This window comes from Nisaea sp. (assembly GCF_039990255.1).
Lineage (GTDB): Bacteria > Pseudomonadota > Alphaproteobacteria > Thalassobaculales > Thalassobaculaceae > Nisaea.
This window is the reverse complement of the sequence record NZ_JBDXGG010000018.1, coordinates 1,714,952-1,736,369: the sequence shown is the minus strand read 5'-3', so window position 1 is coordinate 1,736,369 and position 21,418 is coordinate 1,714,952. Positions and strand designations below refer to the sequence as shown.

Annotated in this window: 24 protein-coding genes; 17 read left to right on the top strand and 7 right to left on the bottom strand. The window is 56.6% G+C overall.

Features of this window, described 5'->3' with window-relative positions:
* Genes flgA through flgF form a run of 3 tightly spaced genes read right to left on the bottom strand, consistent with a single transcriptional unit; the run spans position 1 to position 2,557 of the window.
* A complete protein-coding gene (gene flgA, locus ABJ076_RS18585) occupies positions 1–987 on the bottom strand; it encodes a flagellar basal body P-ring formation chaperone FlgA (protein ID WP_348191704.1) in 987 nt (328 codons plus the stop codon).
* Positions 988–1,021: 34 nt separating this feature from the next.
* Positions 1,022–1,807: a flagellar basal-body rod protein FlgG gene (gene flgG, locus ABJ076_RS18580; RefSeq protein ID WP_348191707.1), complete on the bottom strand. Its 786-nt coding sequence runs from the start codon at positions 1,805–1,807 to the stop codon at positions 1,022–1,024.
* A gap of 24 nt (positions 1,808–1,831) precedes the next feature.
* Complete coding sequence (gene flgF, locus ABJ076_RS18575; RefSeq protein ID WP_348191710.1) at positions 1,832–2,557, bottom strand: flagellar basal-body rod protein FlgF; 726 nt, start codon at positions 2,555–2,557, stop codon at positions 1,832–1,834.
* A 439-nt stretch (positions 2,558–2,996) separates the two neighbouring features.
* Here flgF and ABJ076_RS18570 point away from each other — a divergent pair, with 439 nt between their 5' ends.
* The 9 genes from ABJ076_RS18570 (at position 2,997) to ABJ076_RS18530 (ending at position 12,256) form a co-directional block, all read left to right on the top strand.
* Positions 2,997–3,536: a flagellar basal body-associated FliL family protein gene (locus tag ABJ076_RS18570; RefSeq protein ID WP_348191713.1), complete on the top strand. Its 540-nt coding sequence runs from the start codon at positions 2,997–2,999 to the stop codon at positions 3,534–3,536.
* 9 nt (positions 3,537–3,545) lie between these two features.
* On the top strand, positions 3,546–4,586 hold the full coding sequence (gene fliM, locus ABJ076_RS18565; protein ID WP_348191716.1) for a flagellar motor switch protein FliM: 1,041 nt from the start codon (positions 3,546–3,548) through the stop codon (positions 4,584–4,586).
* A gap of 8 nt (positions 4,587–4,594) precedes the next feature.
* The gene (locus ABJ076_RS18560; protein WP_348191718.1) at positions 4,595–5,146 is read left to right on the top strand and encodes a DUF6468 domain-containing protein; all 552 of its coding nucleotides are present in this window, start codon (positions 4,595–4,597) and stop codon (positions 5,144–5,146) included.
* Complete coding sequence (locus tag ABJ076_RS18555; RefSeq protein WP_348191721.1) at positions 5,146–6,021, top strand: hypothetical protein; 876 nt, start codon at positions 5,146–5,148, stop codon at positions 6,019–6,021. Before ABJ076_RS18560 ends, ABJ076_RS18555 begins: the two co-directional genes overlap by 1 nt.
* Before the next feature lie 189 nt (positions 6,022–6,210).
* The gene (locus tag ABJ076_RS18550; protein ID WP_028464636.1) at positions 6,211–6,600 is read left to right on the top strand and encodes a response regulator; all 390 of its coding nucleotides are present in this window, start codon (positions 6,211–6,213) and stop codon (positions 6,598–6,600) included.
* Positions 6,601–6,645: 45 nt separating this feature from the next.
* Positions 6,646–7,116, top strand: a complete 471-nt coding sequence (locus ABJ076_RS18545) for a protein phosphatase CheZ (RefSeq protein WP_348191724.1) — start codon at positions 6,646–6,648, stop codon at positions 7,114–7,116.
* A 3-nt stretch (positions 7,117–7,119) separates the two neighbouring features.
* Positions 7,120–7,764, top strand: a complete 645-nt coding sequence (locus tag ABJ076_RS18540; RefSeq protein ID WP_348191727.1) for a hypothetical protein — start codon at positions 7,120–7,122, stop codon at positions 7,762–7,764.
* On the top strand, positions 7,761–8,483 hold the full coding sequence (locus ABJ076_RS18535; protein ID WP_348191729.1) for a flagellar motor protein MotB: 723 nt from the start codon (positions 7,761–7,763) through the stop codon (positions 8,481–8,483). The genes ABJ076_RS18540 and ABJ076_RS18535 overlap by 4 nt, the downstream gene beginning before the upstream one ends.
* Positions 8,484–8,581: 98 nt before the next feature.
* A complete protein-coding gene (locus ABJ076_RS18530; RefSeq protein ID WP_348191732.1) occupies positions 8,582–12,256 on the top strand; it encodes a tetratricopeptide repeat protein in 3,675 nt (1,224 codons plus the stop codon).
* A gap of 42 nt (positions 12,257–12,298) precedes the next feature.
* Here ABJ076_RS18530 and fliP read toward each other — a convergent pair whose 3' ends face one another.
* From fliP to ABJ076_RS18510, 4 genes are all read right to left on the bottom strand, one after another.
* Positions 12,299–13,078 carry a flagellar type III secretion system pore protein FliP gene (fliP, locus tag ABJ076_RS18525; protein WP_348191735.1) on the bottom strand — a complete coding sequence of 260 codons (780 nt, stop codon included), beginning with the start codon at positions 13,076–13,078 and terminating at the stop codon, positions 12,299–12,301.
* Positions 13,075–13,407 (bottom strand): flagellar biosynthetic protein FliO, encoded by a 333-nt coding sequence (locus ABJ076_RS18520; protein WP_348191738.1) that lies wholly within the window; start codon positions 13,405–13,407, stop codon positions 13,075–13,077. Before ABJ076_RS18520 ends, fliP begins: the two co-directional genes overlap by 4 nt.
* Before the next feature lie 127 nt (positions 13,408–13,534).
* Entirely contained in the window at positions 13,535–13,867 is a 333-nt protein-coding gene (locus ABJ076_RS18515) for a hypothetical protein (protein WP_348191741.1), read from the bottom strand.
* Complete coding sequence (locus ABJ076_RS18510; RefSeq protein WP_348191744.1) at positions 13,864–14,184, bottom strand: EscU/YscU/HrcU family type III secretion system export apparatus switch protein; 321 nt, start codon at positions 14,182–14,184, stop codon at positions 13,864–13,866. The genes ABJ076_RS18515 and ABJ076_RS18510 overlap by 4 nt, the downstream gene beginning before the upstream one ends.
* Positions 14,185–14,396: 212 nt before the next feature.
* On the opposite strand from ABJ076_RS18510, the gene flgB reads away from it, so the two are divergent.
* The 8 genes from flgB (at position 14,397) to recA (ending at position 21,345) form a co-directional block, all read left to right on the top strand.
* Positions 14,397–14,807 carry a flagellar basal body rod protein FlgB gene (flgB, locus tag ABJ076_RS18505; RefSeq protein ID WP_348191747.1) on the top strand — a complete coding sequence of 137 codons (411 nt, stop codon included), beginning with the start codon at positions 14,397–14,399 and terminating at the stop codon, positions 14,805–14,807.
* A gap of 28 nt (positions 14,808–14,835) precedes the next feature.
* Positions 14,836–15,246 carry a flagellar basal body rod protein FlgC gene (gene flgC / locus ABJ076_RS18500; protein ID WP_348191750.1) on the top strand — a complete coding sequence of 137 codons (411 nt, stop codon included), beginning with the start codon at positions 14,836–14,838 and terminating at the stop codon, positions 15,244–15,246.
* A gap of 69 nt (positions 15,247–15,315) precedes the next feature.
* Positions 15,316–15,621, top strand: coding sequence for a flagellar hook-basal body complex protein FliE (locus tag ABJ076_RS18495; protein WP_348191753.1), 306 nt, complete (start codon positions 15,316–15,318; stop codon positions 15,619–15,621).
* A gap of 93 nt (positions 15,622–15,714) precedes the next feature.
* Positions 15,715–15,981, top strand: a complete 267-nt coding sequence (gene fliQ, locus ABJ076_RS18490; RefSeq protein WP_348191756.1) for a flagellar biosynthesis protein FliQ — start codon at positions 15,715–15,717, stop codon at positions 15,979–15,981.
* A gap of 15 nt (positions 15,982–15,996) precedes the next feature.
* Positions 15,997–16,761, top strand: a complete 765-nt coding sequence (gene fliR, locus ABJ076_RS18485) for a flagellar biosynthetic protein FliR (RefSeq protein ID WP_348191758.1) — start codon at positions 15,997–15,999, stop codon at positions 16,759–16,761.
* 57 nt (positions 16,762–16,818) lie between these two features.
* Positions 16,819–17,898 (top strand): flagellar biosynthesis protein FlhB, encoded by a 1,080-nt coding sequence (flhB, locus tag ABJ076_RS18480; protein WP_348191760.1) that lies wholly within the window; start codon positions 16,819–16,821, stop codon positions 17,896–17,898.
* Between the two features lie 71 nt (positions 17,899–17,969).
* A complete protein-coding gene (locus ABJ076_RS18475) occupies positions 17,970–19,997 on the top strand; it encodes an ATP-binding protein (protein ID WP_348191763.1) in 2,028 nt (675 codons plus the stop codon).
* Between the two features lie 271 nt (positions 19,998–20,268).
* Entirely contained in the window at positions 20,269–21,345 is a 1,077-nt protein-coding gene (gene recA, locus ABJ076_RS18470; RefSeq protein ID WP_348191766.1) for a recombinase RecA, read from the top strand.
* Positions 21,346–21,418 lie beyond the last annotated feature (73 nt).

Genomic DNA, 21,418 nt, shown 5'->3' with positions numbered 1-21,418 from the left:
CTAGTTCATCGCAAGACGCGGGCCCGCGACGGAGACGATCCCGGACTGGGTGATCGAGCCGACAACGGTTTTGCCGCTTGAGAGGTTCTTCACACGGATCGTGTCGTTGCGTGCGCCGCTCTCGAGGGCCTGACCGCGCAATGTCAAAGTCATGAAGGAGGTTCTAAAGATCATTGTCACCAGATCACCCTTGTGGATGAGCTCGATTGGCTTCACATCCGTTCGTCGGATCACGCGGCCGGCACTGATTGGGCGGCGGGCGCTCATGCCGACGAGCTGGTCGGCAGAAGTTACCGTGTTGTAGTTGCTGCGACGGGCTCGCATTTCCGTCCAGACGATGTCGCTGGCATGGATCGTCTCACCGGGAGCGGCATGACGGCTCAGCACCGGAACCTCGATAACCGGATAGACTTCGCCCTGGACCTGGGCCCGGATGACCTTACTGTTACTGATCGGCACAGAGATAGAAGCCGCGAAGCGCTGGTTCTGGCTGTTGTAGTCGATGTTATCGACTGAGATTTCCGGAGGCATGTCAGCCGGGATCATCAATGTCAGCCGACGGTTGGTCAGCTCAACATCGATGTTATCGGCAACATAGTCCTGCTGCAGCCGTTCTGCGATGGCTTCCCGAACCAGCTGCAGCGGAACCGCACGCCCTTCGCGCTGAACTGCGACACGGATGCGGTTGTGCGGAGGTGTCCAGTCCAGGCCGTGGATTGTTGACAATTTTCGAAGCGTGCTCAGGCGGACAACCATGTTTTCCCCAGGGGCCGGGGCGTCGCCGACGCGGGCGTCTTTTCCGGCCGGTAGGCCAATGAAAAGATCGCTCAGCATCAGCGATTCCCGGTCGAGCATGACGCGCTCGTTCGCAAAGAGCGGCACGCCCTTGGTCTCGTTCGCTGTCGCCGTCTTCGGGATGCCGAGGGCAATCCCGAAGAGCGCGGCGGCAGTGATGAGCTGCAGTGACTTCAGCATTTTGCGTGTCATGTCGTTTCTCCCTGGTTTCCGGGGGCAGGCCGCTTTAGCGAACCTGATTGACCGTGGCCATCATCTGATCCGAGGTCTCGATGACCTTCGAATTCAGCTCGTAGGCGCGCTGGGCTGTGATCAGGTCGGTGATCTCCTGTACCGGATCCACGTTCGAGGATTCGATGTAACCCTGGAAAAGACCACCGAAGCCGTCGGTTTCCGGAGTGGCCGTGCTCGGCGCGCCGGAAGCCTCCGTTTCCAGCAGCAGGTTGTTACCGGCATGTTCAAGGCCGGCATCGTTCTGGAAGGTTGCCAGCTGGATCTGGCCGACATTCGACTCCGCCGTCTGGCCGTCCAGCTTAACAAGAACCTGGCCGGACTGGTTGATGGTCACGCCGACCACGCCGGCTGGAACGGTGATGCCCGGCTGTACGGTGTAGCCGTCCGCAGTCACCAGAGAGCCGTCCTGGCTCACCTGGAAGGAGCCGTCGCGGGTATAGGCGGTTTCGCCATCCGGAAGCTGAACCTGGAAATATCCGTTTCCGCGGATCGCCAGGTCGAACTGGTTGTCCGTGAGGATCAGAGAACCCTGCTCGTTGACCCGGTAGGTAGCAGCCGTGCGAACACCGACGCCGAGTTGGATACCGGAGGGTACAATCGTACCCGCGTCCGAGGAGTTGGAGCCAACCCGCCGCAGATCTTGGTACAGCAGATCCTGGAACTGAGCCCGATGCCGTTTGAACGCTGTGGTGTTCATATTGGCGATGTTATTGGAGATAACCTCAACGTTGGTCTGCTGAGCCAGCATGCCGGTGGAGGCGATGTTGAGAGATTGCATGGTTTTCTTCCTTCTTCCGGCAAATTAGGAGGCTGTGGCGGTGCCGAGTTTACGGACCGAGTTGCGAAGCCTTTCGGCTTCCTTATCCAGCATGTTCTTCACGCCTTCGTAACTGCGTTGAATGTCGATCATTCTTGTCAGCTCGGAGATGGCGGAAACGTTTGATGTCTCAAGGTGGCCTTGGAGCATCTTGGAGCGCTCGGCCGGCCGAGGTGCTTCGGTCGTTTCGAAAGTGCTGCCGCCGCGCTTCTGCATGCGCGGTAGGTCGTCGAATTCGACAACCTTGAGAACTCCGAGCACTTCTGGGCCAGCGCTGATTGTGCCGTCCGGCGAGATCTCGATCTTGCGACCGTCCTGCGGGATGAAAATCGGGTTGTCGCCCGTATCCATGACCAGCTCACCATTGCCGGTGACCAGTTGGTTGTCCGGATCGAGCTTGAAGTTGCCGTTTCTTGTGTACATCTGCTCGCGGCCGTTATCGACCGTGAAGAAGCCCGGGCCTTCGATGGCGACATCGAAGGTGTTCTGCGTCGGTTGAAGCGTTCCGGGCTGATGGATGACTATGGTTCCGTGATCGATCACGAAGTCCAGCTTCTCGTCCATCTTGGTGTCGGTTTCATAAGGCGAATAGAGAGCGATTTCCCGCTTGAAGGCGGTTGTGCTTGAGTTCGCGATGTTGTTGGCGACCAAAGACAGCTCGCGCCGAAGGGCGGATTGCCGGGAGAGCCCTATATAGATCGCATTTTCCATGACGATAATTCCCAACCAGTGTCCAAATCGCCGCGTTCTACGGCCGTTGCTGAGAAGTAAGCAGGTTTCATGCCAGTTATAAAAGTTAGTAATATCAATGCTATGGATGTTTGCGGGACGACTCTGGAGGGCTCTGCTCGGCAAGTCACGCCGGGATGGAAGCTTTTGCCGGGCGGCTTTTCCGGGCTTTGCTTGAACGAGGCTCTCGTCTCGCACGCGTGCGTCTTTAGAGACTGGGTTCGTTCATTTAGCGAAGTTTATGATAAATATGGAGAATTGGCGCATTATGTGCTTTACTCTTTAGCTATGTCTGAGGTTCCCGATGTTCGGGGCTGCGCGTGTCGTCTAATGAGCGTGTCGGTTGGCTTAGGCTGGTTACGTTTTGCTATGTTCAGCCATCTGTTGGCTGTTTTAACAGGCTTGGAACAGGACGGAACGCATGGCCGATGAAGGCGAAGTCGTTGAGGGCAGCGGTGAAGCGGGTGAGGACGAAAGCAGTCGAAAGCTAAGCCCGAAAAAAATCATCCTGTTCGTTCTGCTTCCTTTGTTGCTCCTTGTCGGCGCGGGCGCGGGCGCTGCGATCATGCTTGGTATGCTCGGCGGTGAGGAGCCTCCTCCCGAAGTTGAGGCCGGAGCGGAACCTGAGGCGGTGGTGGAAGAAAAAACCTCTGCCCAGGCGATTTTCTTCGAAGTGCCGGATCTCATCGTTAATCTGAATACGAGCAGCCGGAAAACGGCGTTCCTTAAGATCAAAATCGCGCTGGAAGTCAGCGATCCAGCCGATGTGGACGTTGTTAATCAGAACTTGCCGCGTATCGTGGACAATTTTCAGGTATATTTACGTGAACTCCGCGTGGACGACCTGCAAGGGTCAGCTGGGATGTATCGTCTGCGCGAGGAATTGCTCCGGCGTGTGAACCTGGCGGTTCGCCCGGCGCGGGTGAAGGATGTGCTGTTTAAGGAAATGCTGGTTCAGTGAGGAATTCGCATGGCCGATGATGATCTCGCCGCCGAATGGGAGGCGATGGGTGAAGACGACGAGGACGATGATGTTGGTGGCGGCAGTGGAACTGGCGCCCGCGTCCTAAACCAGGACGAAATCGATTCTCTGCTTGGATTTGACGAAGGTGCCGGTGGTGATGGCGATACCTCGGGTATTCAGGCCATCGTCAATTCGGCTCTCGTCTCATACGAACGTCTTCCGATGCTTGAGGTCGTGTTCGACCGCCTCGTCCGGATGATGTCGACAAGCCTTCGTAACTTTACGTCCGACAACGTCGAGGTCTCACTCGACAACATCACCTCCATCCGCTTTGGCGATTATCTGAACTCGATCCCGCTACCGGCGATGTTGAGCGTGTTCAAGGCGGAGGAATGGGACAATTACGGGCTGCTCGTCGTCGATTCGGCGTTGATCTATTCCATCGTCGATGTTCTTCTCGGCGGTCGCCGGGGGACGGCGGCCATGCGTATTGAAGGCCGTCCTTACACCACGATCGAACGAAACCTGGTTGAGCGCATGGTCACGGTCGTATTGAGCGATCTATCCGCTGCGTTCGATCCGTTGAGCCCGGTAACATTCCGGTTTGATCGTCTTGAAACGAATCCTCGATTCGCTACCATTGCCCGTCCAGCGAACGCAGCCGTGCTGGCGCGGCTTCGTATCGATATGGAGGATCGCGGCGGGCGTCTTGAGCTGATGCTTCCCTACGCCACCCTGGAGCCGGTCCGTGAGCTTTTGCTGCAGATGTTCATGGGTGAGAAATTCGGTCGTGATTCGATTTGGGAAACCCACTTGGCGAACGAGCTGTGGGCAACGGATATCGAGCTTGAAGCGGTGCTAGACCAAGTCGTTCTGTCTTTGAACGATGTCTTGAACTGGAAGCCAGGCACTAAGCTTTTGCTTAATGCCAGCCCGAAATCCACGATCGACATGCGATGCGGTGAAGTCCCTCTGTTCGTTGGGAGCATGGGACAGCGCAACAACAACATCGCGGTGAAGATCAAGCAGAAGCTGCGAAAGATGTAGGCGGCCGCATGTCAGAAACGATCCTGCCCCTGATCCTGGATGGCCTTCTGGTCGTGCTGTTACTGGCCACCATCGTCTACGCGATGATCCTGAACCGTAAACTCAATCGTCTGCGCGGCAATCACGATGAGATGGAAGTCTTTGTCGACAAGCTGAACGTAGCCTGCGCGAGGGCGGAATCTGCAACGGCAGGTCTGCGCAATGCCGGAGAGAACGGCAAGACTGTGTTCAAGGAATCCGCTTCCAAGGCTGAAGCGTTACGCGATGAGCTTGCTTTTCTGGTCGAGCGTGCCGATATCGTAGCCGGACGCCTCGCTACTGCAAGCGAAGGCACCAAAGTTGTTCCATCGGAAGCTCAGGCGCAGGGTTCTGCGGCAAAACCCGAGGCGGCAAGAAAACCGGCATCGAAGCGCCCAGCACCGGCAGCCCGACGCGGTCAGGATGCCGGACGAGCGAAGGAGTCGGCAAGGACTGGGCGGGCTGCGCCAGCCGATGATTCGGCATCTCCCCGTTCGGAAGCTGAGGAAGAGCTACTGAAAGCACTGAGGAACGCACGCTGATGGCATATGACAGGCAGGGACGGAAAGCTGCGGTAAAGCCGGAAGAGGGCGCGCAGACGGCGACGCCGAATGCCGCGCGGATCCAGGGTGGTAAGGCCGTTAAGGGTAAGGCGCCGGCGCGGCGTCCGGCTGGGACGAAGTCGCATGCTGAGGGTGACCGCGCGGCGGACCATCGTCAAGCTGGTATCCTGCGCAAACAGGCCCGGCGCTCAGGCGCGTTTATCCGTGTTCTCCCTGTTGTGGTTGTCGTTTCCCTTTTCCTTATGGGGGTCAAGGTCGTCGGCATCTGGGACGTTTTAGAGAACGGTAAGTCGCCGGTCAGCGTTGCAGCATTCGCCGAGGCAGACAGCCCGGCTCCAACGTCAGGAAATGCGCTTGGTGCCGCTGAGCCCCAACAAATTGCGCAGGCTACGGAACCTGCGAAAAGCGATGACGGAGACAAACCGCTCGACCCTGTTCTCTTCACGCGTTCCGAAATTGAACTGTTGCAGGATCTATCGAAACGGCGAAAAGAACTGGATGCTCGGGAGCAAACCGTCATCCAGAAAGAAGGCTTGTTGACTGCAGCTGAAGACCGAATCGATAAGAAAATTGTTGAGCTGCAGAAGGTCCGGACGGAAATCGAAGGGCTGATCAAGACGTATGACGAGCAAGAAGAAAAAGAGATCAAAAGCCTCGTTCAGATTTACGAGAAAATGAAGCCAAAGGATGCGGCGCGAATCTTCGACGAGCTGGACATGAGCATCCTCCTTCGGGTTTTTGATCGGATGAAGGCATCCAAATCTGCGTCCGTGCTCGCTAACATGCGGCCGCAGAAAGCGAAGGAAGTGACTTCGCGAATCGCTGAGCGCAGGACCATCCCAAAGACCAACTGATTCTATCCAGCGTATTGTGCTCTCACAAACGCATAACTAGACTTTGCTTGCCGGGAGCCTGCTATTCGCAGTATTCCATCGGTATATCAGGCATTAACGACCTTTTAATAGGATCGCTGTTAGTATCTGAGCGTTGGTTAATCGAAAGCCGGAGAGGATCCGGCTCTGTATGAAAATGGAGAGGTGCCGATGGCTGTCGACAAGGGCATGAGGGTTCTCATTGTCGATGATTACAAGACAATGTTGCGTATTATTCGGAACCTTCTTAAGCAGCTTGGTTTCAACAATGTGGACGAAGCGAGTGATGGCAGTGCTGCCTTGCAGATGCTGCGTCGCGGCGACGAATACGGTCTTGTGATTTCCGACTGGAATATGGAGCCGATGACGGGTCTCCAGCTGCTCAAGGAAGTACGGGCAGATTCTAAATTGAAAAGCACTCCGTTCATCATGGTTACTGCCGAGAGCAAGACCGAGAACGTTGTGGCTGCAAAGCAGGCTGGCGTGAATAACTATATCGTAAAGCCGTTCAATGCAGAGACGTTGAAGACGAAAATGACCGCGGTTATCGGAGCTTTCTGATAGCCGTCACTCTCTGGAGCCGGTTACAGCGCGGGGTAGGTGTCTATGACTGAAAACGGAATCCGCGAGGATCTGTTGCCGGAAGCAGCGCGGGAACTTGATGCAATGGCCTCGGTTGCCGAGGAGGCAGCCGAGCGAATTCTGACAGCCGTCGAAAAGATCGACGAGCTGCGGGACGGTATGTCCGAATCGGTTTCTGAGGCCGTTGGAGACGCAATAATCGAGATTTTCGAGGCTTGCGGTTTCCAGGATTTGACCGGCCAGAGAGTTGGCCGGATCCATAAGACTCTCGATGGTGTTGCGGATCGGGTAGAGGCTGTAATGTCCCATACGGGGCACGGTGACGGCGATGCTTCATCCGAAGCGAAAAGAAATCGTGACAAACACCCGAAAAATGTAGGAAAATCAGGCAGTGAACCGTTCTCAGAAGAGGGTTTGTTGAACGGTCCGCAGCTGCCTTCCGATGCAAAGAGCCAGGAAGAAATTGATGCGCTGATGGACCAACTCAACAAGTAGTCTATGGCCCAAGGCGAAGACAAGGCGCGTGGTGCAAGCCAGTTCGGCAGCTTGCCGCTGTTTTTGAGCCTGTTTTTGCTCCTCCTCGCGTTCTTTATTTTTCTCAACTCAATTTCAACCCGTCAAACGGGCAAGAGCGAAGATGTGCTCGATAGTGTGCGTTCGAGCTTTGCATCCGTACTGCGAGGAGGCACCGGAGAGGGTGTCTTCGATGGGGAGCCCGGCAAAGCAGACGACAAGGGGCTGCGGGACGAGTTACTTGAAGCGTTCGATCCGCTTCTGAGCGAGGCTGATATCCTTCGGGATCGGCCGGGGAATCCTTTTTACATCGATTTCCAAATCGAGCGCCTGTTCGAGGGGGACCGGATCGACCCCATCCTTGATTTTCGAGATTTTTCAAAGCGTGTCTCCGCCATTTTGGCGTCGAGGACGGCGCGTGACGGTGCTGAACTCCGCTTCTGGTTCAATGTTCCAGCGCCTGGAAGCGAAATGCTTTTAGCTCGGCAGAGAGCGGCCAGACTAGCCGAAATCATGATCGCATCGGGAACACCGCGCGCGAACGTTTCCATCGGATTTCGAGAGTTGCCACGCCCGGATATGGTCCGTTTTGCCGTCCATATCGGTGCTGAAGGGCGCGAGGCCCGATGAAATATAGAACGTCACGGCGCGGCGGCAGCGAAACCAGACAGGGCGGTACCTGGATGGTGACCTTTGTCGATTTGGTATCGCTTTTGCTCGCGTTTTTCGTGTTGCTATTTTCCATGACCTCGCCGGATGCGCCACAATGGGAGGCCTTCACAGCGTCGCTTCGGTCCACGTTCTCGGCTGACTCTGAAAAACGATCGCGCGAGGCGCTGATGCCGGAAAGCGTTGAGACCGAGGACCCGGGGACGGGGGTCAATCTCGGCTATCTGCGACGGCTGCTTGAAGTGGCTATGTCTCGCGATGCGGTCCTTCAAAACGCGACTATCATTGAGAAGAACGGTCGGCTGATCCTGTCTATGGCAAGCGACGTGTTTTTCCAGCCAGGGGCGGCAGCCATGCAGCCCTCGGGCGAGGAAGCGCTTTTCGATCTTGCTGTCGCCTTGTCCCGGATCGACAACCGGATTGATATTGTGGGGCATACGGATCCCCGACCGTTCACATCTCCGTCGGGATCATTCCGTTCGAATTGGGACCTGTCGCTTGCACGGGCCCTCTCTGTTGCCGACACACTTCAGCGCTTCGGTTATCGTAAGCCGATCGAAGTCAGGGGTGCTGCTGACGGTAAATTTGGAGAAATAGACTCATCATTGCCGCTCGAGGACCGATATCGCAGGGCGCGGCGGGTAGATCTCGTGATTTATCACGAGAGGGACCGGCGATGACCATGCAGCAACGTATATGTGAGAAACGCACATGCGATGAGAAACGGCCCATCACTGGGGCCGGATCAGAGGGGCGTTTTGGCGCGATTCGGTTCGCCATGATCCGAACTGTCGCCGCACTATGCCTGGTGCTGATGACATTGGCTTCGGCTGGCGGGCAGACCGTTGGCCTTTCAAGTGGTAGCGCGAATGGTGTCGATAGCCTGCGATTCGACTGGCCGGCGCGGGTGGGCTATCAGGCGCAAAAATTCGGGGACACTCTTGCCATAGTTTTCAATCGCCCAGTCGCAGCCGATTTCGGACCGGTCGCCAGCGGTGTCGGCAATTTTGTTTCAGGAGTCAGCCTCGATAGCGACAATCGCACAGTGCTGATTGATCTTACTGGAAACCCGCGGTTCCGTTCAAGTCGGGTCGGCACATCGGTTGTCCTGGAGTTTTTCGATCGCAATGCACCAGCACCGGCTGCCGCCGTGGCGCCTGCTCCGGCCGCGAGAGCCGCAGCGGCTCCTGTTCCGCCGGTTCAGGCGCCCTCTCAAGCAACAGCAGTGCAGAGTGCTCCGCCAGCGGCTAGTCCGAGGCCACCGAATGTTCCAGAATTGTCTGTACGGACAGGCACGCACGAGAATTTTTATCGTTTTGTTTTCGACTGGACGAAGCAAACGCCCTACAGCGTTTCGGAGCAACCGGACCGCGCGATCATTCGGTTCGAAAACCCGGCCTGGATCAATGATGAAGAGGTTCGGCGCTTCATTCCGGAGCGCCTAAAGAATTTCAGTTCGGCTCCCGGCGGCAATTCGATCGCCGTAACGATCCCATTGCAGGCACGTGAGGGCGTCCGGCATTTCACCAGTGGAACACGGGTTGTTCTGGATGTGGTGGAGGGTGGCGAGCCCAGCAGAACGGGACTGTCCACAGCTGCAACCGCAGAACCTTCGGTGCCAGCGCCTCGAGCGGCACCGGTAGCGCCGGTAACGGCAGCAGTGCCGGAAAACCGGGCGACAGATTCAGCCAAACAAGTCGCTGCCCAGTTCGGATTGCAACCGCAAGCGGGTGGAGTGCCTGGCGTTGCGGTGCCTTCGGCGTCCGTCCCCCCAGCATCTGAAAATGCGACACAGGACGAAGCGGCGGGAAACCCGGTGCCCGCTCTTGTCTCCGGCGCCCAAACTGGGAAAGTGCAGGGTGCCGCTGATGATCCGGCTTCCGGCGAGCCACCAGCATTGGCAGCACAACCGCAAGCGACGGCGGAGGGCGATGGACCTGCAATCGAGCCAGAAGCTTTCGGAACCGCGACGCGGCTTCAGGATATCGATTTGAAGACACTGATGCAGAATGGCGAATCTCTCGTCTCCAGCCTCAGCGCCGGGAATCAGGGGGGGATCGAAGGTCCGGTCATTCCGGTTACGGCCTCTCAGGATAACAACATTGTCTCGGTTCGTTTTGAATGGACTCAGCCCGTCTCCGCAGCCGTTTTCGCCCGCGCGGGTTATGTGTGGGTCGTTTTCGGAGCGCCCGCACAGTTTGATCTCAAGGGCGTTAACAACGTCGATTATCAGTTGTTCGGTGAGAAAATACAGGTTCCCGTTAGTGGAGGATCCGCCGTTCGGTTTCCCACCGTCGAAGGTGTTAACCCAAGAGTTTGGCGTGACAATGCCGTATGGATTGTTGATTTCCGGCCTCAGAACAGCAGGCCGGATGTCCCGGTCCGGGTTGAGACACAGTTGGTCAGTGCGCAGGGCCCCCGTGTTTTTATTCCGCTCGAAGATCACGGTTCGACTGTTACTATCAGAGACCCGGAGATCGGCGATCAGCTCTTTGTCGTTCCAGTTGCCTCCCTCAGCCGCGGCGTCGATGGCCTTCGGCAATTCACTGAGTTCAATCTTCTGAATTCGGCCCAAGGCGTGGTTGTTCAGCCTTTGGCTGACGATGTAACCATCCGGTCTCTGCCGGACGGTGTTGCAATAACGAAGCTTGGTGGGATGACGATTTCGCGCAACGTGCAGCAATCGACGGACGATCAGGTTGCGCAGCGTATAGATGGATTGCCACCGGGGCTCGCACCGGGCCGGATTTTCGATTTCAGCAATTGGCGAAAGGGTGGCACGGATCAGTTCCTGCAGGAAAAGCAGGCGATCCAGAGGCGAATTTCGGAAGCGACGAGTATCGCGCGTAGCGGCCCCCGCCTGGAACTGGCTCATTTTTACTTTGCGCACGGGCTTTCCGCGGAAGCCATGGGGCTGCTTCGGACGATTGAGGCAGAGGATGAAGATCTCTCCCGGAGGCCAGATGTGAAAGCGCTGCGCGGCGCAGCTCATTTCATGCTTGGGCGCTACAAGGAGGCCGAGGAAGATCTGATGGACCGCAATCTTAGCGGTCTATCGGAGGCTGAACTATGGCGCGGTGCGACTAAAGCGTCACAGGGACGATGGCCGGAAGCGGTTGAGCATTTTGCGCGTGCCGGTGAAATACCCGGTGGGTATCCGAGAAACGTTGCGACACAGATGGCGCTGCTTGCGGCTGAGGCGGCGATCCGCGCCGGTGACTACCGCGGCGCTGGCGCTTTCATCGATGTTGTCGCGGAGGGTAAACCGACACCCGGCGAACAATCTCGTTTGAATTACCTGCGAGGGCGGATCCTTTATGCATCGGGTGACATCGACACGGCATTGGATTACTGGCGTCGCCTGTCTCAAGGGCTGGATCGCTGGTCGCGGGTACGTTCTGAGCGCGCGCTGATCGAGCATGGTTTGAGGGCAGGAGAGATCAGCCGTGTGGATGCTATCGCCGGGCTCGAGAGCTTGCGTTACACGTGGCGTGGGGACCAGGTTGAATTCGATCTGCTGCGCGAATTGGGCAAGCTTTATCTGGAGGAAAACGAATATGTCGACGGGCTGAATGCGCTGCGTGAAGCGGTGACTTTTTTCCCGGAGAATCTCTACGCAGAGCAGGTCGCCGAAGATATGACTGATTCCTTCAGTCAGATTTTCACGGGGGGTGATTCTGACAAGATGACGCCGATCCAGGCGCTGTCGCTTTACGATCAGTTCCGCGAGCTCACTCCTGTCGGTGCTCGCGGGGACGAGATCATCCAGAGGCTCGCTGATCGCTTGGTTCAGGTCGATCTGCTTGATCGCGCATCCATCCTGCTGGAACGGCAGGTGAAGTTTCGTCTGCAGGGTGGGGATAAGGCACGTGTGGGCGCCAGACTCGCTCTGATCCGGCTGTTGGATCGCAGGCCGGAGGAAGCACTTTCCGCGCTTGATGAGAGTGTCGCTCCAGGTATGGGGGCGGACTTGGCGCTCGAGCGCAAGCGTCTCCGTGCTCGTGCTGAGTTCGACTTAGGGGATGCGGACGGAGCACTTAGGCTGCTTGCCCGCGATCAGAGCCGGGATGCCGATCTGCTGCGGGCCGATATTTTCTGGCGTACTCAGCGCTGGGCTCAGGCCGCCGAGGTCTTCCAGCGTTTGGTCGGACGGTCGGGTCAGGACGGGCGGCGGATCGATGACCGCGCAGCAACGTTGATCCTGAACTGGGCCGTATCACTGTCGCTTAGCAACAATCTTGAGCAACTGAGCCGGGTCCGGCAGATTTTTACCCAGCAAATGGATAACACGCCGTTCCGCGAGGCTTTCCGGTTAATCACCAACAAGACCGAGGGAGACCTCGATGATTTCCGGACTCTAGCTGACCGGTTCGGAGAGATTGGCCGGTTCCAGGCTTTCCTTACGTCCTATAGGGACCGCCTCAAGGACAAGCCACTGAGTGCGACAAACTAGATACTGTTCGAATTCGATGTTCTCTATGTGTCCTGTGTCGGACTAAGAGGTGCCGAAGCTTCGCACCAGGCTTCCGGCGATCAGGTACCAACCATCGACCAGAACAAAGAAGATCAACTTGAAGGGCAGAGAGACGATAACCGGCGGCACCATCATCATGCCCATGGACATTAGGATCGACGCCACGACCATATCGATGATCACGAACGGCAGGTAGATCAGGAAGCCGATCTCGAAAGCACGCCGGAGTTCACTGATCATGAATGCTGGTACCAGCACTTTCAGGGGCGCGTTGGCACCGACTTCGGCCGGACCGACCTGGCCAATATCCTCAAAGAGCTGCAGGTCCTTGTCCCGGACCTGCCCAAGCATGAAAATACGGAATGGCTCGGCGGCACGCTCGAAGGCTTCGAACTCGTCTATGCGCTCCTCGATTAGCGGAGAGATACCGTCTTCCCACGCCTTTTCTAATGTCGGGGCCATGATGAAGCCGGTCAGGAACAGCGCGAGGCTGATCATCACGATATTGGGTGGCGATTGCTGAGTGCCGAGGGCGGTACGCAGCAAGGAGAAGACAATCACCAAGCGGGTGAAGGATGTGACGGTCACCAGAAGGCCCGGCGCGAGGGAGAGAACCGTGACCGCTCCGACGAGTTGAATCAGGCGTGCCGTTGTTGAACCGCCGGGCTCGCCGATATCCAAGGTCAGAGTCTGGGCTAAGACATCCGGAGCTGCAACGAGGCCGGTCACGGCGATACAGACGGCAGCCGTTGCGAGATAGCACCAGTGCGGCAATCGGCGGGTGAAATGGGCCTGTCTCATGCCGAATCTCCCGTTTCAGCCGTCTTATCGACCGTTCCAGCAGCTTTCAAGGCCGACTGAAAGCTGTTTGTGCCCACAGCGGATTCGATAACCAGATCGTTATTAGGGCCGAGCAGTAGAAGATGTTCGCGTTCATCGCACCGGACAAGCATCACTCGGCGTCGCGGATCGAGAGATATTTGACCGCTGACGGAGAGACGTCCGGCGGTATTGGCGCGCACAATACCAAGCCGCCCCGCATAGCGACGGGCAACCCAATAGACGACGCCGATCAAGCCGATCGTAAAGGCGAAGCCGAGGAAAAACCGAACGTAAACATCGAAACCCATGGTGAAAGCATTTCACAAGGTGTCGCGGATGGGAACCGGCAAGCCGATGTCCATGATGCTAAATCAAGGAGATCTGCAAAGAGAAGCCGGGCAGGGCCGGAAATCAAGGCGACTCTCTGGTGTGTGGTCAGCTCTTGCGGCGCCCGCTGCTGCCATAGGCAGCAGCAGCCTTCCTGTGCAAGGTCGCGGAATCGGAGGCAGGCGGCTGCTCAGCCGCCTTTTTCGCTACTGCCTCAGAAAGCAATTCAAGCAGCCCAATGACGTGTTTCATTTCCGGAGCGAGAGCGTGTGCTTCTTTAGGCGGCAGATCCGGGATGGCTGTACAAACCAATGCGACGTCCGCCTCAATGCCGGTTAGCGCGCCCGAGACGGTCGATGACGGCTCCTGAAGTGCGGCTTCCAGGCGTGTACGGATCGAGGCCAGACGTTTCTCCGGATTTTCAGAATTTGTGGTTGTCATTTCTGCTCCTCGACGCGGACCCGTTCGTTGGCGCGGTATACATAGGTAAGGATCTCTGCCACTGCGGCGAAAGCTTCAACCGGAATTTCGCAATCCACTTCGACGGCAGCGAGGATCTGGGCCAAGTCCGGATCTTTCCGCACTTTCACGTCGTTTTCAAAAGCAAGGCGCAGAATTTTTTCCGCAACTTCACCATAGCCTTTGGCGATCACCCGCGGTGCATCTTCCGTTCCGGAATGGTGGTCGAGGGCGATTGCAATCTGGCGGTCTTTTGCCGCGTTTGCCTCGCGCCGCGCCTTGGCGGCGCGCCTTTCCATTGCACTGGGCTGCCCCTCCCCGCCTGGGAGGGATTCTGCGTCGGATACCGAAATTCCTGTTAGGTCTCTTGGGCGCTCTGTCATCGTGACAAGTATATGCGCGCGCGCATGGAACCTAAACAAGCCAATCTTGGCACGATGTTTGCTTTTAACGTTGCGAGAGCCAAGAGGGTTCTCTGAGATGAATGAAAAGTGCGCGAGCGAGAGTCGATATGTCGATCACCAATCTGACACTGATGAACATGGCACAGCACAAGCTGAACTGGCTTTCCGAACGCCAGTCGGTGCTGGCGCAGAATATTGCGAATGCCGACTCTCCCAGTTACCGGTCGCAGGACCTTAAGCCGATCAACTTCAAGCAGGAGGTTGAGCAGGGGATCAAGCTTCCCGTCGCAATGACGGAAGGCAATCACATAACCGGAACCACGCCGCGCAACGATTTCCGCATCGATAAAGCGAGCTACAAGGAAGTTTACGAAGCGAGCCCGAACGGAAACAGCGTTGTCCTCGAAGAGCAGATGATCGCCGTACAGGACACCAAGCTGCAGTACGACCTAGCGCTGAACCTCTACAGCAAGCAGGTCGGCATGTTCCGCACCGCACTCGGTGCCGGCGCCCGGTAAGCAGGCTTAGAAAGGAGAGGGTCAAGTCATGGATCTTAATTCCGCAATCAAGATTTCCGCATCCGGCATGCGGACCCAGGGCACGCGGCTCAGGGTCATTTCTGAAAATGTTGCCAACGCGGACTCGCTCGGTTCGGTGAAGGGATTAGACCCTTATCGCCGTAAGACCATTGTCTTTGAGAGCTATGTCAACCGGGACGAGGACGCTGAAATGGTCCGCGTTGCGAAAGTCGGGCGGGACGATTCGGAGTTCCAGCTGGCCTACGAACCATTCCATCCGCTGGCTGATGAGGATGGATATGTACGCCGTCCGAATGTGAACAGCCTGATCGAAATGATGGACATGCGGGAAGCGCAGCGCAGTTACGAGGCCAATCTCTCGTCAATCGAGATGGCGCGCAGCATGCTGCAGCGGACGGTCGATCTGTTGCGCGGCTAAATGTCTGGCTGGGCTGGAAAGAACGCCTGATTCCGAGTAATATCGGGCTGAATAGAAATGGAGATATCCATGGTAGGCAATATCGGAAATGCGCTTGGAGCGGCCGGAATCGGTAAGGTTCCCGGAGCTGACGGAGCAAAATCCGCCGAAATGGTCGGGACCGATTTCTCCAGCTTCGTGAAACAAGCGGCGCAGGATGCGGTCGGTGTCATGGAAACGGGTGAGCAGATGTCCATGAAGGGTATCGCCGGCGAGGCGGATCTGACCGATGTGGTGCAGGCGGTGAACAGCGCGGATATCACGCTGCGGACAATCGTGACTTTGCGTGATCGTATGGTTCAGGCCTATCAGGAAGTCATTCGCATGCCAGTTTGATGGCGCTTGCGGCTCCTTTTAGAGTCATAATCGGTTGGTCATGAATTGCCCGGCAGAAATTGCCGGGCTACACATGTTTGCCGGGATGAGATCATGAATGAAGCTGATGCCATCGAGATCGGTCGCGAGGCTGTGATCACAATGCTGACAATGTCGACGCCGATCATGCTGCTCGGCCTTGCCATTGGTTTGATTATCTCGCTTTTCCAAGCCTTGACCCAGTTGCAGGAAATGACATTGGTTTTCGTGCCGAAAATCATCATCGTGTTCGGCGGACTGATTTTCTTCCTGCCATTCATGTTGAACACGATCAGCGCTTTCATGGAGTCCATCGCCGACAAAATCATATCGCTCGGCTAGGGCTGGCACAGATTTATGCCTCTTGAGGATTTCCTCCCTACTCAAGTCTATATCATCCTGCTGGTTTTAGGCCGGTTGGGCGCGACAATGATGCTCATACCGGGGATCGGTGAGACCTTTGTTCCCGTCCGCTATAGGCTGACCCTGGCGATTGGGCTCAGCCTTGTCGTCGCGCCCGTGGTCGGAGACAAGATCCCGTTCGCGCCGAGCGCACCGGAGTTGGTGCGCCTTCTTTTTCTTGAAATGGTCGTTGGGCTCTATTTTGGGATTGTCGCGCGGATCCTGCTGTTGACGTTGGATACTGCGGGACAGATCATTGCCATGAATACGGGCCTTTCGAACGCGCAAATCTTCAATCCAGCCATCGCCACTCAGGGTTCTCTGCCTGGCTTCTTTCTGCTCAACATTGCGACGCTGCTTCTGCTGATCACGGACCTGCATCATTTGCTGATTCGCGCGATGATCGACAGCTATTCTCTGTTTCCTCCCGGAGAACCGCTTCCCATCGCGGATTTTGCCGACGCGATTTCAACGATTATCTCAAATAGCTTCCAGCTTGCTGTCCAGCTTTCCTCCCCATTCATTGTTCTCGGGCTGCTTTTTTATCTGGTGATGGGTGTCATGGCGCGGCTTATGCCGCAATTGCAGATCTTTTTTGTCGCGCTGCCGATCCAGGTAGTGATGGGGCTGGTGGTTCTTTCTTTGGTTCTCAGTGGGGCTATGCTGGTCTTTTTGGAGTATTATAGCGCGAATATCGGGAGTTATGTGATCCCGACCTAAAGTGTGTGGCGCTGCGGCAACGGAGTTGCGGCAGCCAGGGCGATCGGAGCCGGTGGCATGGCCGACCAGGACGATGCAGATAAGTCAGAAGAACCCTCTGCGCGAAAACTCTCCCAGGCACGGGAGAAGGGCAATACCCTCAGCTCCAAAGAGGTGAATAATTTCGCCGTCCTTTTGGGGGCGACATTGATCGTGGGGCTGATCGGGCCCTATTTGCTGACGGATATGAGCCACGCGCTCTTGTTCTTTATCGAGCGTCCCGATCGGGTCGATATGAGTGCTGTCGGCCCGGTCCTTTACGATACACTGTTGAATGTGGGGATAGCTGTTGCACCTGCATTGGGGCTTCTAGTTGTTCTGGCCGCGGGAGGAATTCTCGCACAGATCGGCTGGCTGATTGCTCCGGCAGCGATCGAACCGAAGCTTGAGAAAATATCACCTATAGCCGGCGCAAAGCGTTTGTTCAGTCTGAAGTCGGTAATGGAGTTGCTCAAAGGCATCGTCAAGATGATCCTGGTCGGCTTCGTTGCCTATCTTATCGTCGCTCCGGAATTCTCGCGCGTTGAGCTGATGGTTCAGATGGACATCACGGAGCTGCTCAATGAAACCCATTGGGTGGCGATCAAGCTGTTCGTCGGTGTGCTAGCGATAATGGGTGTGCTGGCGACCGCAGATTACCTCTATCAGCGTTATGAGTTCATGAAGCAGCAGCGCATGTCCAAGCAGGAAGTGAAGGACGAGCACAAGCAGACCGAAGGCGATCCGCATGTGAAGGCCCGGCTGCGCCAGCTCCGGGCCGAACGGGCTCGTACGCGCATGATTGCCGAGGTACCCAACGCCACGGTGGTGGTCACGAACCCTACCCACTTTGCGGTAGCGCTGAAATATGAAATGGACGAAATGGCGGCGCCTAAGGTCGTTGCCAAGGGGGTAGATGCAGTTGCCTTGAAAATCAGGGAGGTCGCGACGGAGAGCGACGTTCCAATCGTCGAAAACCGGCCGTTGGCGCGTGCACTGTTTGATAATGCGGAGATAGACGAGGAAATCCCTGAAGAATATTTCAAGGCCGTGGCCGAGGTCATCAGCTATGTCTTCAAGATGAACAAATCGAACGTGCCAGCGAATATCTCTCTATAAATTGGAAAAAGACGGGACGGTGGTCGCTTACAGGCGTCCCGCCCAAATGTCCCGCAACCTGGGGAGACCGTATGGACCCGATGATTGTGCCCGCTGCGAGTGGCTTTTTGTTGGCCGCCGCTATTGGTGTCGCTGCGGCAGTCAAGCTCAGGCGTACACGTGACGTCGTGAGGGGGCTCGAGGCGGAGCGTGAACACTTGCAGGGGGACGTTGCAGCCCTGACATCGGAGCTCTCCGAGCGTAGCAAAGCGGAAAAAGCGGAAGCTATGCCAATGCTCCCGGTTTGCAGGTTTTCCGAAGAAGGTCGTTTTCTGTCGGCAAATCAGACGTTCCTCAAGCTGTTTGCAGCGGGTGACGAGGACAATATTGCTTCAAACAAGTTTGTCCTTCGCCTGCGCCTGATGGTTAGCAAGCATATGGAGCAGGCTTTGTCGGCAAGCCCGGGAGCGCTTATCACGGCAGGAACGGTTCCGGCGGCCGAGGGGATGTCAGCCTGGGAGGTGCAGCTTGCCTTCGACAGGGATGCCGAAGATGGCAGAAGCATTCTAGCGTTGTTGTTGCCGGAGACGGATAGTTGGACCGCTCCGGCGCTCGATTACGCTCCGGCGGGGATTATCTTTTTAGGACCCGACCTTAAAACCATTCACGCAAACGCGGCCTACAGCGCGTTGGTCGAAGGTACCGGGCCTGGAGCGGCGGATCGCGGCACACTCTTCGTCGATCTTATCGATGAGGAAGACCGTGAGTCTGCGATCCGTTTCCTGGAGGGGGCATCCGCCGACGGCGAGAACATCGAGGTTCAGCTCGTCGATCGTGAAGGTGGCGACGGCATCGAGGTCGCTGTTTTTTGCCGTTCACTAAAGAGCGGCGAAGGCCCGGATGGTGCGAATCTTGTCGTATACCTGATCGATATCGGTCGCCGCCGTCAGTTGGAAGCGCAGGTCGCCCAGTCGCAGAAGATGCAGGCCGTGGGCCAGCTTGCGGGCGGTGTCGCGCATGATTTCAACAATTTGCTCACGGCAATGAATGGGTATTGCGATCTCTTGCTTGCCCGTCACCGGCCGGGAGATCAATCCTTCTCGGACGTCATGCAGGTAAAACAGAACGCCAACCGGGCGGCTAACCTGGTACGGCAGTTGCTCGCGTTCTCCAGGCAGCAGACGATGATCGCGCGGGTGCTCGATGTCACCGAGACCGTCGCTGACCTGTCGCACTTGTTGCGTCGTCTAATCGGCGAGAACATCGTTTTGAAGATTACCCACGGCCGTGAGCTCGCGCCGATCCGCGTCGATCAGGGGCAACTCGAGCAGGTGGTGATCAATCTGGTTGTGAATGCGCGTGATGCCTGTCCCGGTGGCGGCATGATCACAATGAAGACCCATGATTTTATTACTCAGACGCCGGTCAGGCGCGGCGACGACATGATGCCTGCCGGGCGCTATGTGCAACTCGATGTCGTCGATACCGGAACCGGCATTGAAGAGAAGATCATTAGCCGGATTTTCGAGCCGTTCTTCTCGACCAAGGAAGTCGGGCAGGGAACCGGTCTGGGTCTCTCGACCGTGTACGGCATTGTGAAGCAGATCAACGGCTTCATTTCTGTCGAAAGCATCGTTGGAGAGGGAACGACGTTCTCCGTTTTCCTGCCAGCCTATGAGGGTAAGGAGGAGCTAAGTCGCCATAGCGACGGCCAGATGGAAAGCACCGAATCCCGCAAGGATCTAACCGGGGTGGAAACCATCATGCTGGTCGAGGACGAGGACCCGGTCCGTCTGTTCGGTGCCCGCGCGTTGCGCAATAAAGGTTACAAGGTGATCGAGGCGCGAAACGGCGAGGCAGCCCTGCAATTGCTGTCGGACAAGAGCGAGGAAATCGATCTGCTGATCACAGATGTGGTGATGCCGGGAATGGATGGCCCGACTTTGGTGCGCAAGGTGCGCGAGGATCGACCGGACCTGAGAGTTATCTGTATTTCAGGCTATTCCGAGGATGCTTTGCGTCAGCGTATCGAGGAAGACACCAATATTCATTTTCTGCCGAAGCCCTTCAGCCTGAAACAGCTCGCCGGCACTGTGAAGGATGTGCTCCATCCGCTATGAGAGTTTCCGGGTGATTCGGTCAGTCAAGTGGAACGAGATAAGAACAAAATCGAACTTTCATTGATCAAACGCAAAATGTCGTGTGCGGTGTGAAAATGAATCCTACATTTCGAATGTGAACAAAAGGAGAAAATGTTCTTGTAAATGAGAACAAAAATGGTACATGCTGTGATCCGAATTTCAGTTCAGTCCCGCGCATAAGGCTAATCGGACATGCGGGCCTGCGCTGATTGCCATCGCAGGCGTCCTTGTGGGATATGGAGGATCTGGTATGTCGGAACTAGCACTCAAAGTCATCGAACGGGACCCCATGGATAAGACAAAGGCATTGGACGCTGCCCTCGGCCAGATCGAGAAGGCATTTGGCAAGGGCTCGATTATGAAGCTCGGCCAGAACGAGCAGGTGGCTGAGGCCGAAGCGGTTTCGACCGGCTCTATAGGGCTCGATATCGGGCTGGGGATCGGTGGGCTGCCGCGCGGCCGTATTGTCGAGATTTACGGTCCGGAAAGTTCCGGTAAGACCACCTTGGCGTTACATGCCATTGCCGAGGCTCAGAAGAACGGGGGAACCTGCGCTTTTGTTGATGCGGAACATGCGCTTGATCCGATCTATGCCAGGAAGCTTGGTGTTGATCTTGATGAGCTGCTGATCTCCCAGCCTGATGCGGGCGAGCAGGCGTTGGAAATCACTGATACGCTGGTACGCTCCGGCGCGATCGATGTGCTAGTGGTCGACTCTGTCGCGGCCTTGGTGCCGCGGGCAGAGCTTGAGGGCGAGATGGGCGACAGCCATGTCGGTCTGCAGGCCCGGCTGATGAGTCAAGCTCTGCGCAAGTTGACGTCCTCGATATCGAAGTCCCGTTGCCTGGTTATTTTCATCAACCAGATCCGCCTGAAAATCGGCGTGATGTTCGGCAATCCGGAAACCACGTCCGGCGGTAACGCCCTGAAATTCTATGCGTCCGTACGTCTGGACATTCGACGGATCGGCGCCATCAAGGACCGGGACGAGGTGATCGGAAACCAGACCCGGGTCAAGGTGGTGAAGAACAAGATGGCCCCACCTTTCAGAGTGATTGAGTTTGACATCATGTATGGCGAAGGCATTTCCAAAAACGGCGAAATCCTCGATCTCGGTGTCAATGCCGGGATCGTTGAGAAGTCGGGTGCCTGGTTCTCATACAGTGGTCAGCGTATCGGCCAGGGGCGGGAGAATGCCAAGCGGTTTCTGACGGAAAACAAGGAAATCGCTAACGATATCGAACGGCAGATCCGACAGAACGCAGGACTCGTCGCAGACGCGATGATGCAGGGCCCGGGTGATTCAGCATCCGAAGCGGACGCTTGAACTTGGGCGCCTGATCCGGCGCGAGCGGAAGTCCGGCTTTCGGGTTGGAATTCTTATCGCCATGTAACAACAG

Coding starts and splice junctions, on each gene's coding strand:
- flgA (WP_348191704.1), bottom strand. CDS start 987: ATGACACGCAAAATGCTGAAGTCACTGCAGCTCATCACTGCCGCCGCG.
- flgG (WP_348191707.1), bottom strand. CDS start 1,807: ATGCAATCTCTCAACATCGCCTCCACCGGCATGCTGGCTCAGCAGACC.
- flgF (WP_348191710.1), bottom strand. CDS start 2,557: ATGGAAAATGCGATCTATATAGGGCTCTCCCGGCAATCCGCCCTTCGG.
- ABJ076_RS18570 (WP_348191713.1), top strand. CDS start 2,997: ATGGCCGATGAAGGCGAAGTCGTTGAGGGCAGCGGTGAAGCGGGTGAG.
- fliM (WP_348191716.1), top strand. CDS start 3,546: ATGGCCGATGATGATCTCGCCGCCGAATGGGAGGCGATGGGTGAAGAC.
- ABJ076_RS18560 (WP_348191718.1), top strand. CDS start 4,595: ATGTCAGAAACGATCCTGCCCCTGATCCTGGATGGCCTTCTGGTCGTG.
- ABJ076_RS18555 (WP_348191721.1), top strand. CDS start 5,146: ATGGCATATGACAGGCAGGGACGGAAAGCTGCGGTAAAGCCGGAAGAG.
- ABJ076_RS18550 (WP_028464636.1), top strand. CDS start 6,211: ATGGCTGTCGACAAGGGCATGAGGGTTCTCATTGTCGATGATTACAAG.
- ABJ076_RS18545 (WP_348191724.1), top strand. CDS start 6,646: ATGACTGAAAACGGAATCCGCGAGGATCTGTTGCCGGAAGCAGCGCGG.
- ABJ076_RS18540 (WP_348191727.1), top strand. CDS start 7,120: ATGGCCCAAGGCGAAGACAAGGCGCGTGGTGCAAGCCAGTTCGGCAGC.
- ABJ076_RS18535 (WP_348191729.1), top strand. CDS start 7,761: ATGAAATATAGAACGTCACGGCGCGGCGGCAGCGAAACCAGACAGGGC.
- ABJ076_RS18530 (WP_348191732.1), top strand. CDS start 8,582: ATGATCCGAACTGTCGCCGCACTATGCCTGGTGCTGATGACATTGGCT.
- fliP (WP_348191735.1), bottom strand. CDS start 13,078: ATGAGACAGGCCCATTTCACCCGCCGATTGCCGCACTGGTGCTATCTC.
- ABJ076_RS18520 (WP_348191738.1), bottom strand. CDS start 13,407: ATGGGTTTCGATGTTTACGTTCGGTTTTTCCTCGGCTTCGCCTTTACG.
- ABJ076_RS18515 (WP_348191741.1), bottom strand. CDS start 13,867: ATGACAACCACAAATTCTGAAAATCCGGAGAAACGTCTGGCCTCGATC.
- ABJ076_RS18510 (WP_348191744.1), bottom strand. CDS start 14,184: ATGGAAAGGCGCGCCGCCAAGGCGCGGCGCGAGGCAAACGCGGCAAAA.
- flgB (WP_348191747.1), top strand. CDS start 14,397: ATGTCGATCACCAATCTGACACTGATGAACATGGCACAGCACAAGCTG.
- flgC (WP_348191750.1), top strand. CDS start 14,836: ATGGATCTTAATTCCGCAATCAAGATTTCCGCATCCGGCATGCGGACC.
- ABJ076_RS18495 (WP_348191753.1), top strand. CDS start 15,316: ATGGTAGGCAATATCGGAAATGCGCTTGGAGCGGCCGGAATCGGTAAG.
- fliQ (WP_348191756.1), top strand. CDS start 15,715: ATGAATGAAGCTGATGCCATCGAGATCGGTCGCGAGGCTGTGATCACA.
- fliR (WP_348191758.1), top strand. CDS start 15,997: ATGCCTCTTGAGGATTTCCTCCCTACTCAAGTCTATATCATCCTGCTG.
- flhB (WP_348191760.1), top strand. CDS start 16,819: ATGGCCGACCAGGACGATGCAGATAAGTCAGAAGAACCCTCTGCGCGA.
- ABJ076_RS18475 (WP_348191763.1), top strand. CDS start 17,970: ATGGACCCGATGATTGTGCCCGCTGCGAGTGGCTTTTTGTTGGCCGCC.
- recA (WP_348191766.1), top strand. CDS start 20,269: ATGTCGGAACTAGCACTCAAAGTCATCGAACGGGACCCCATGGATAAG.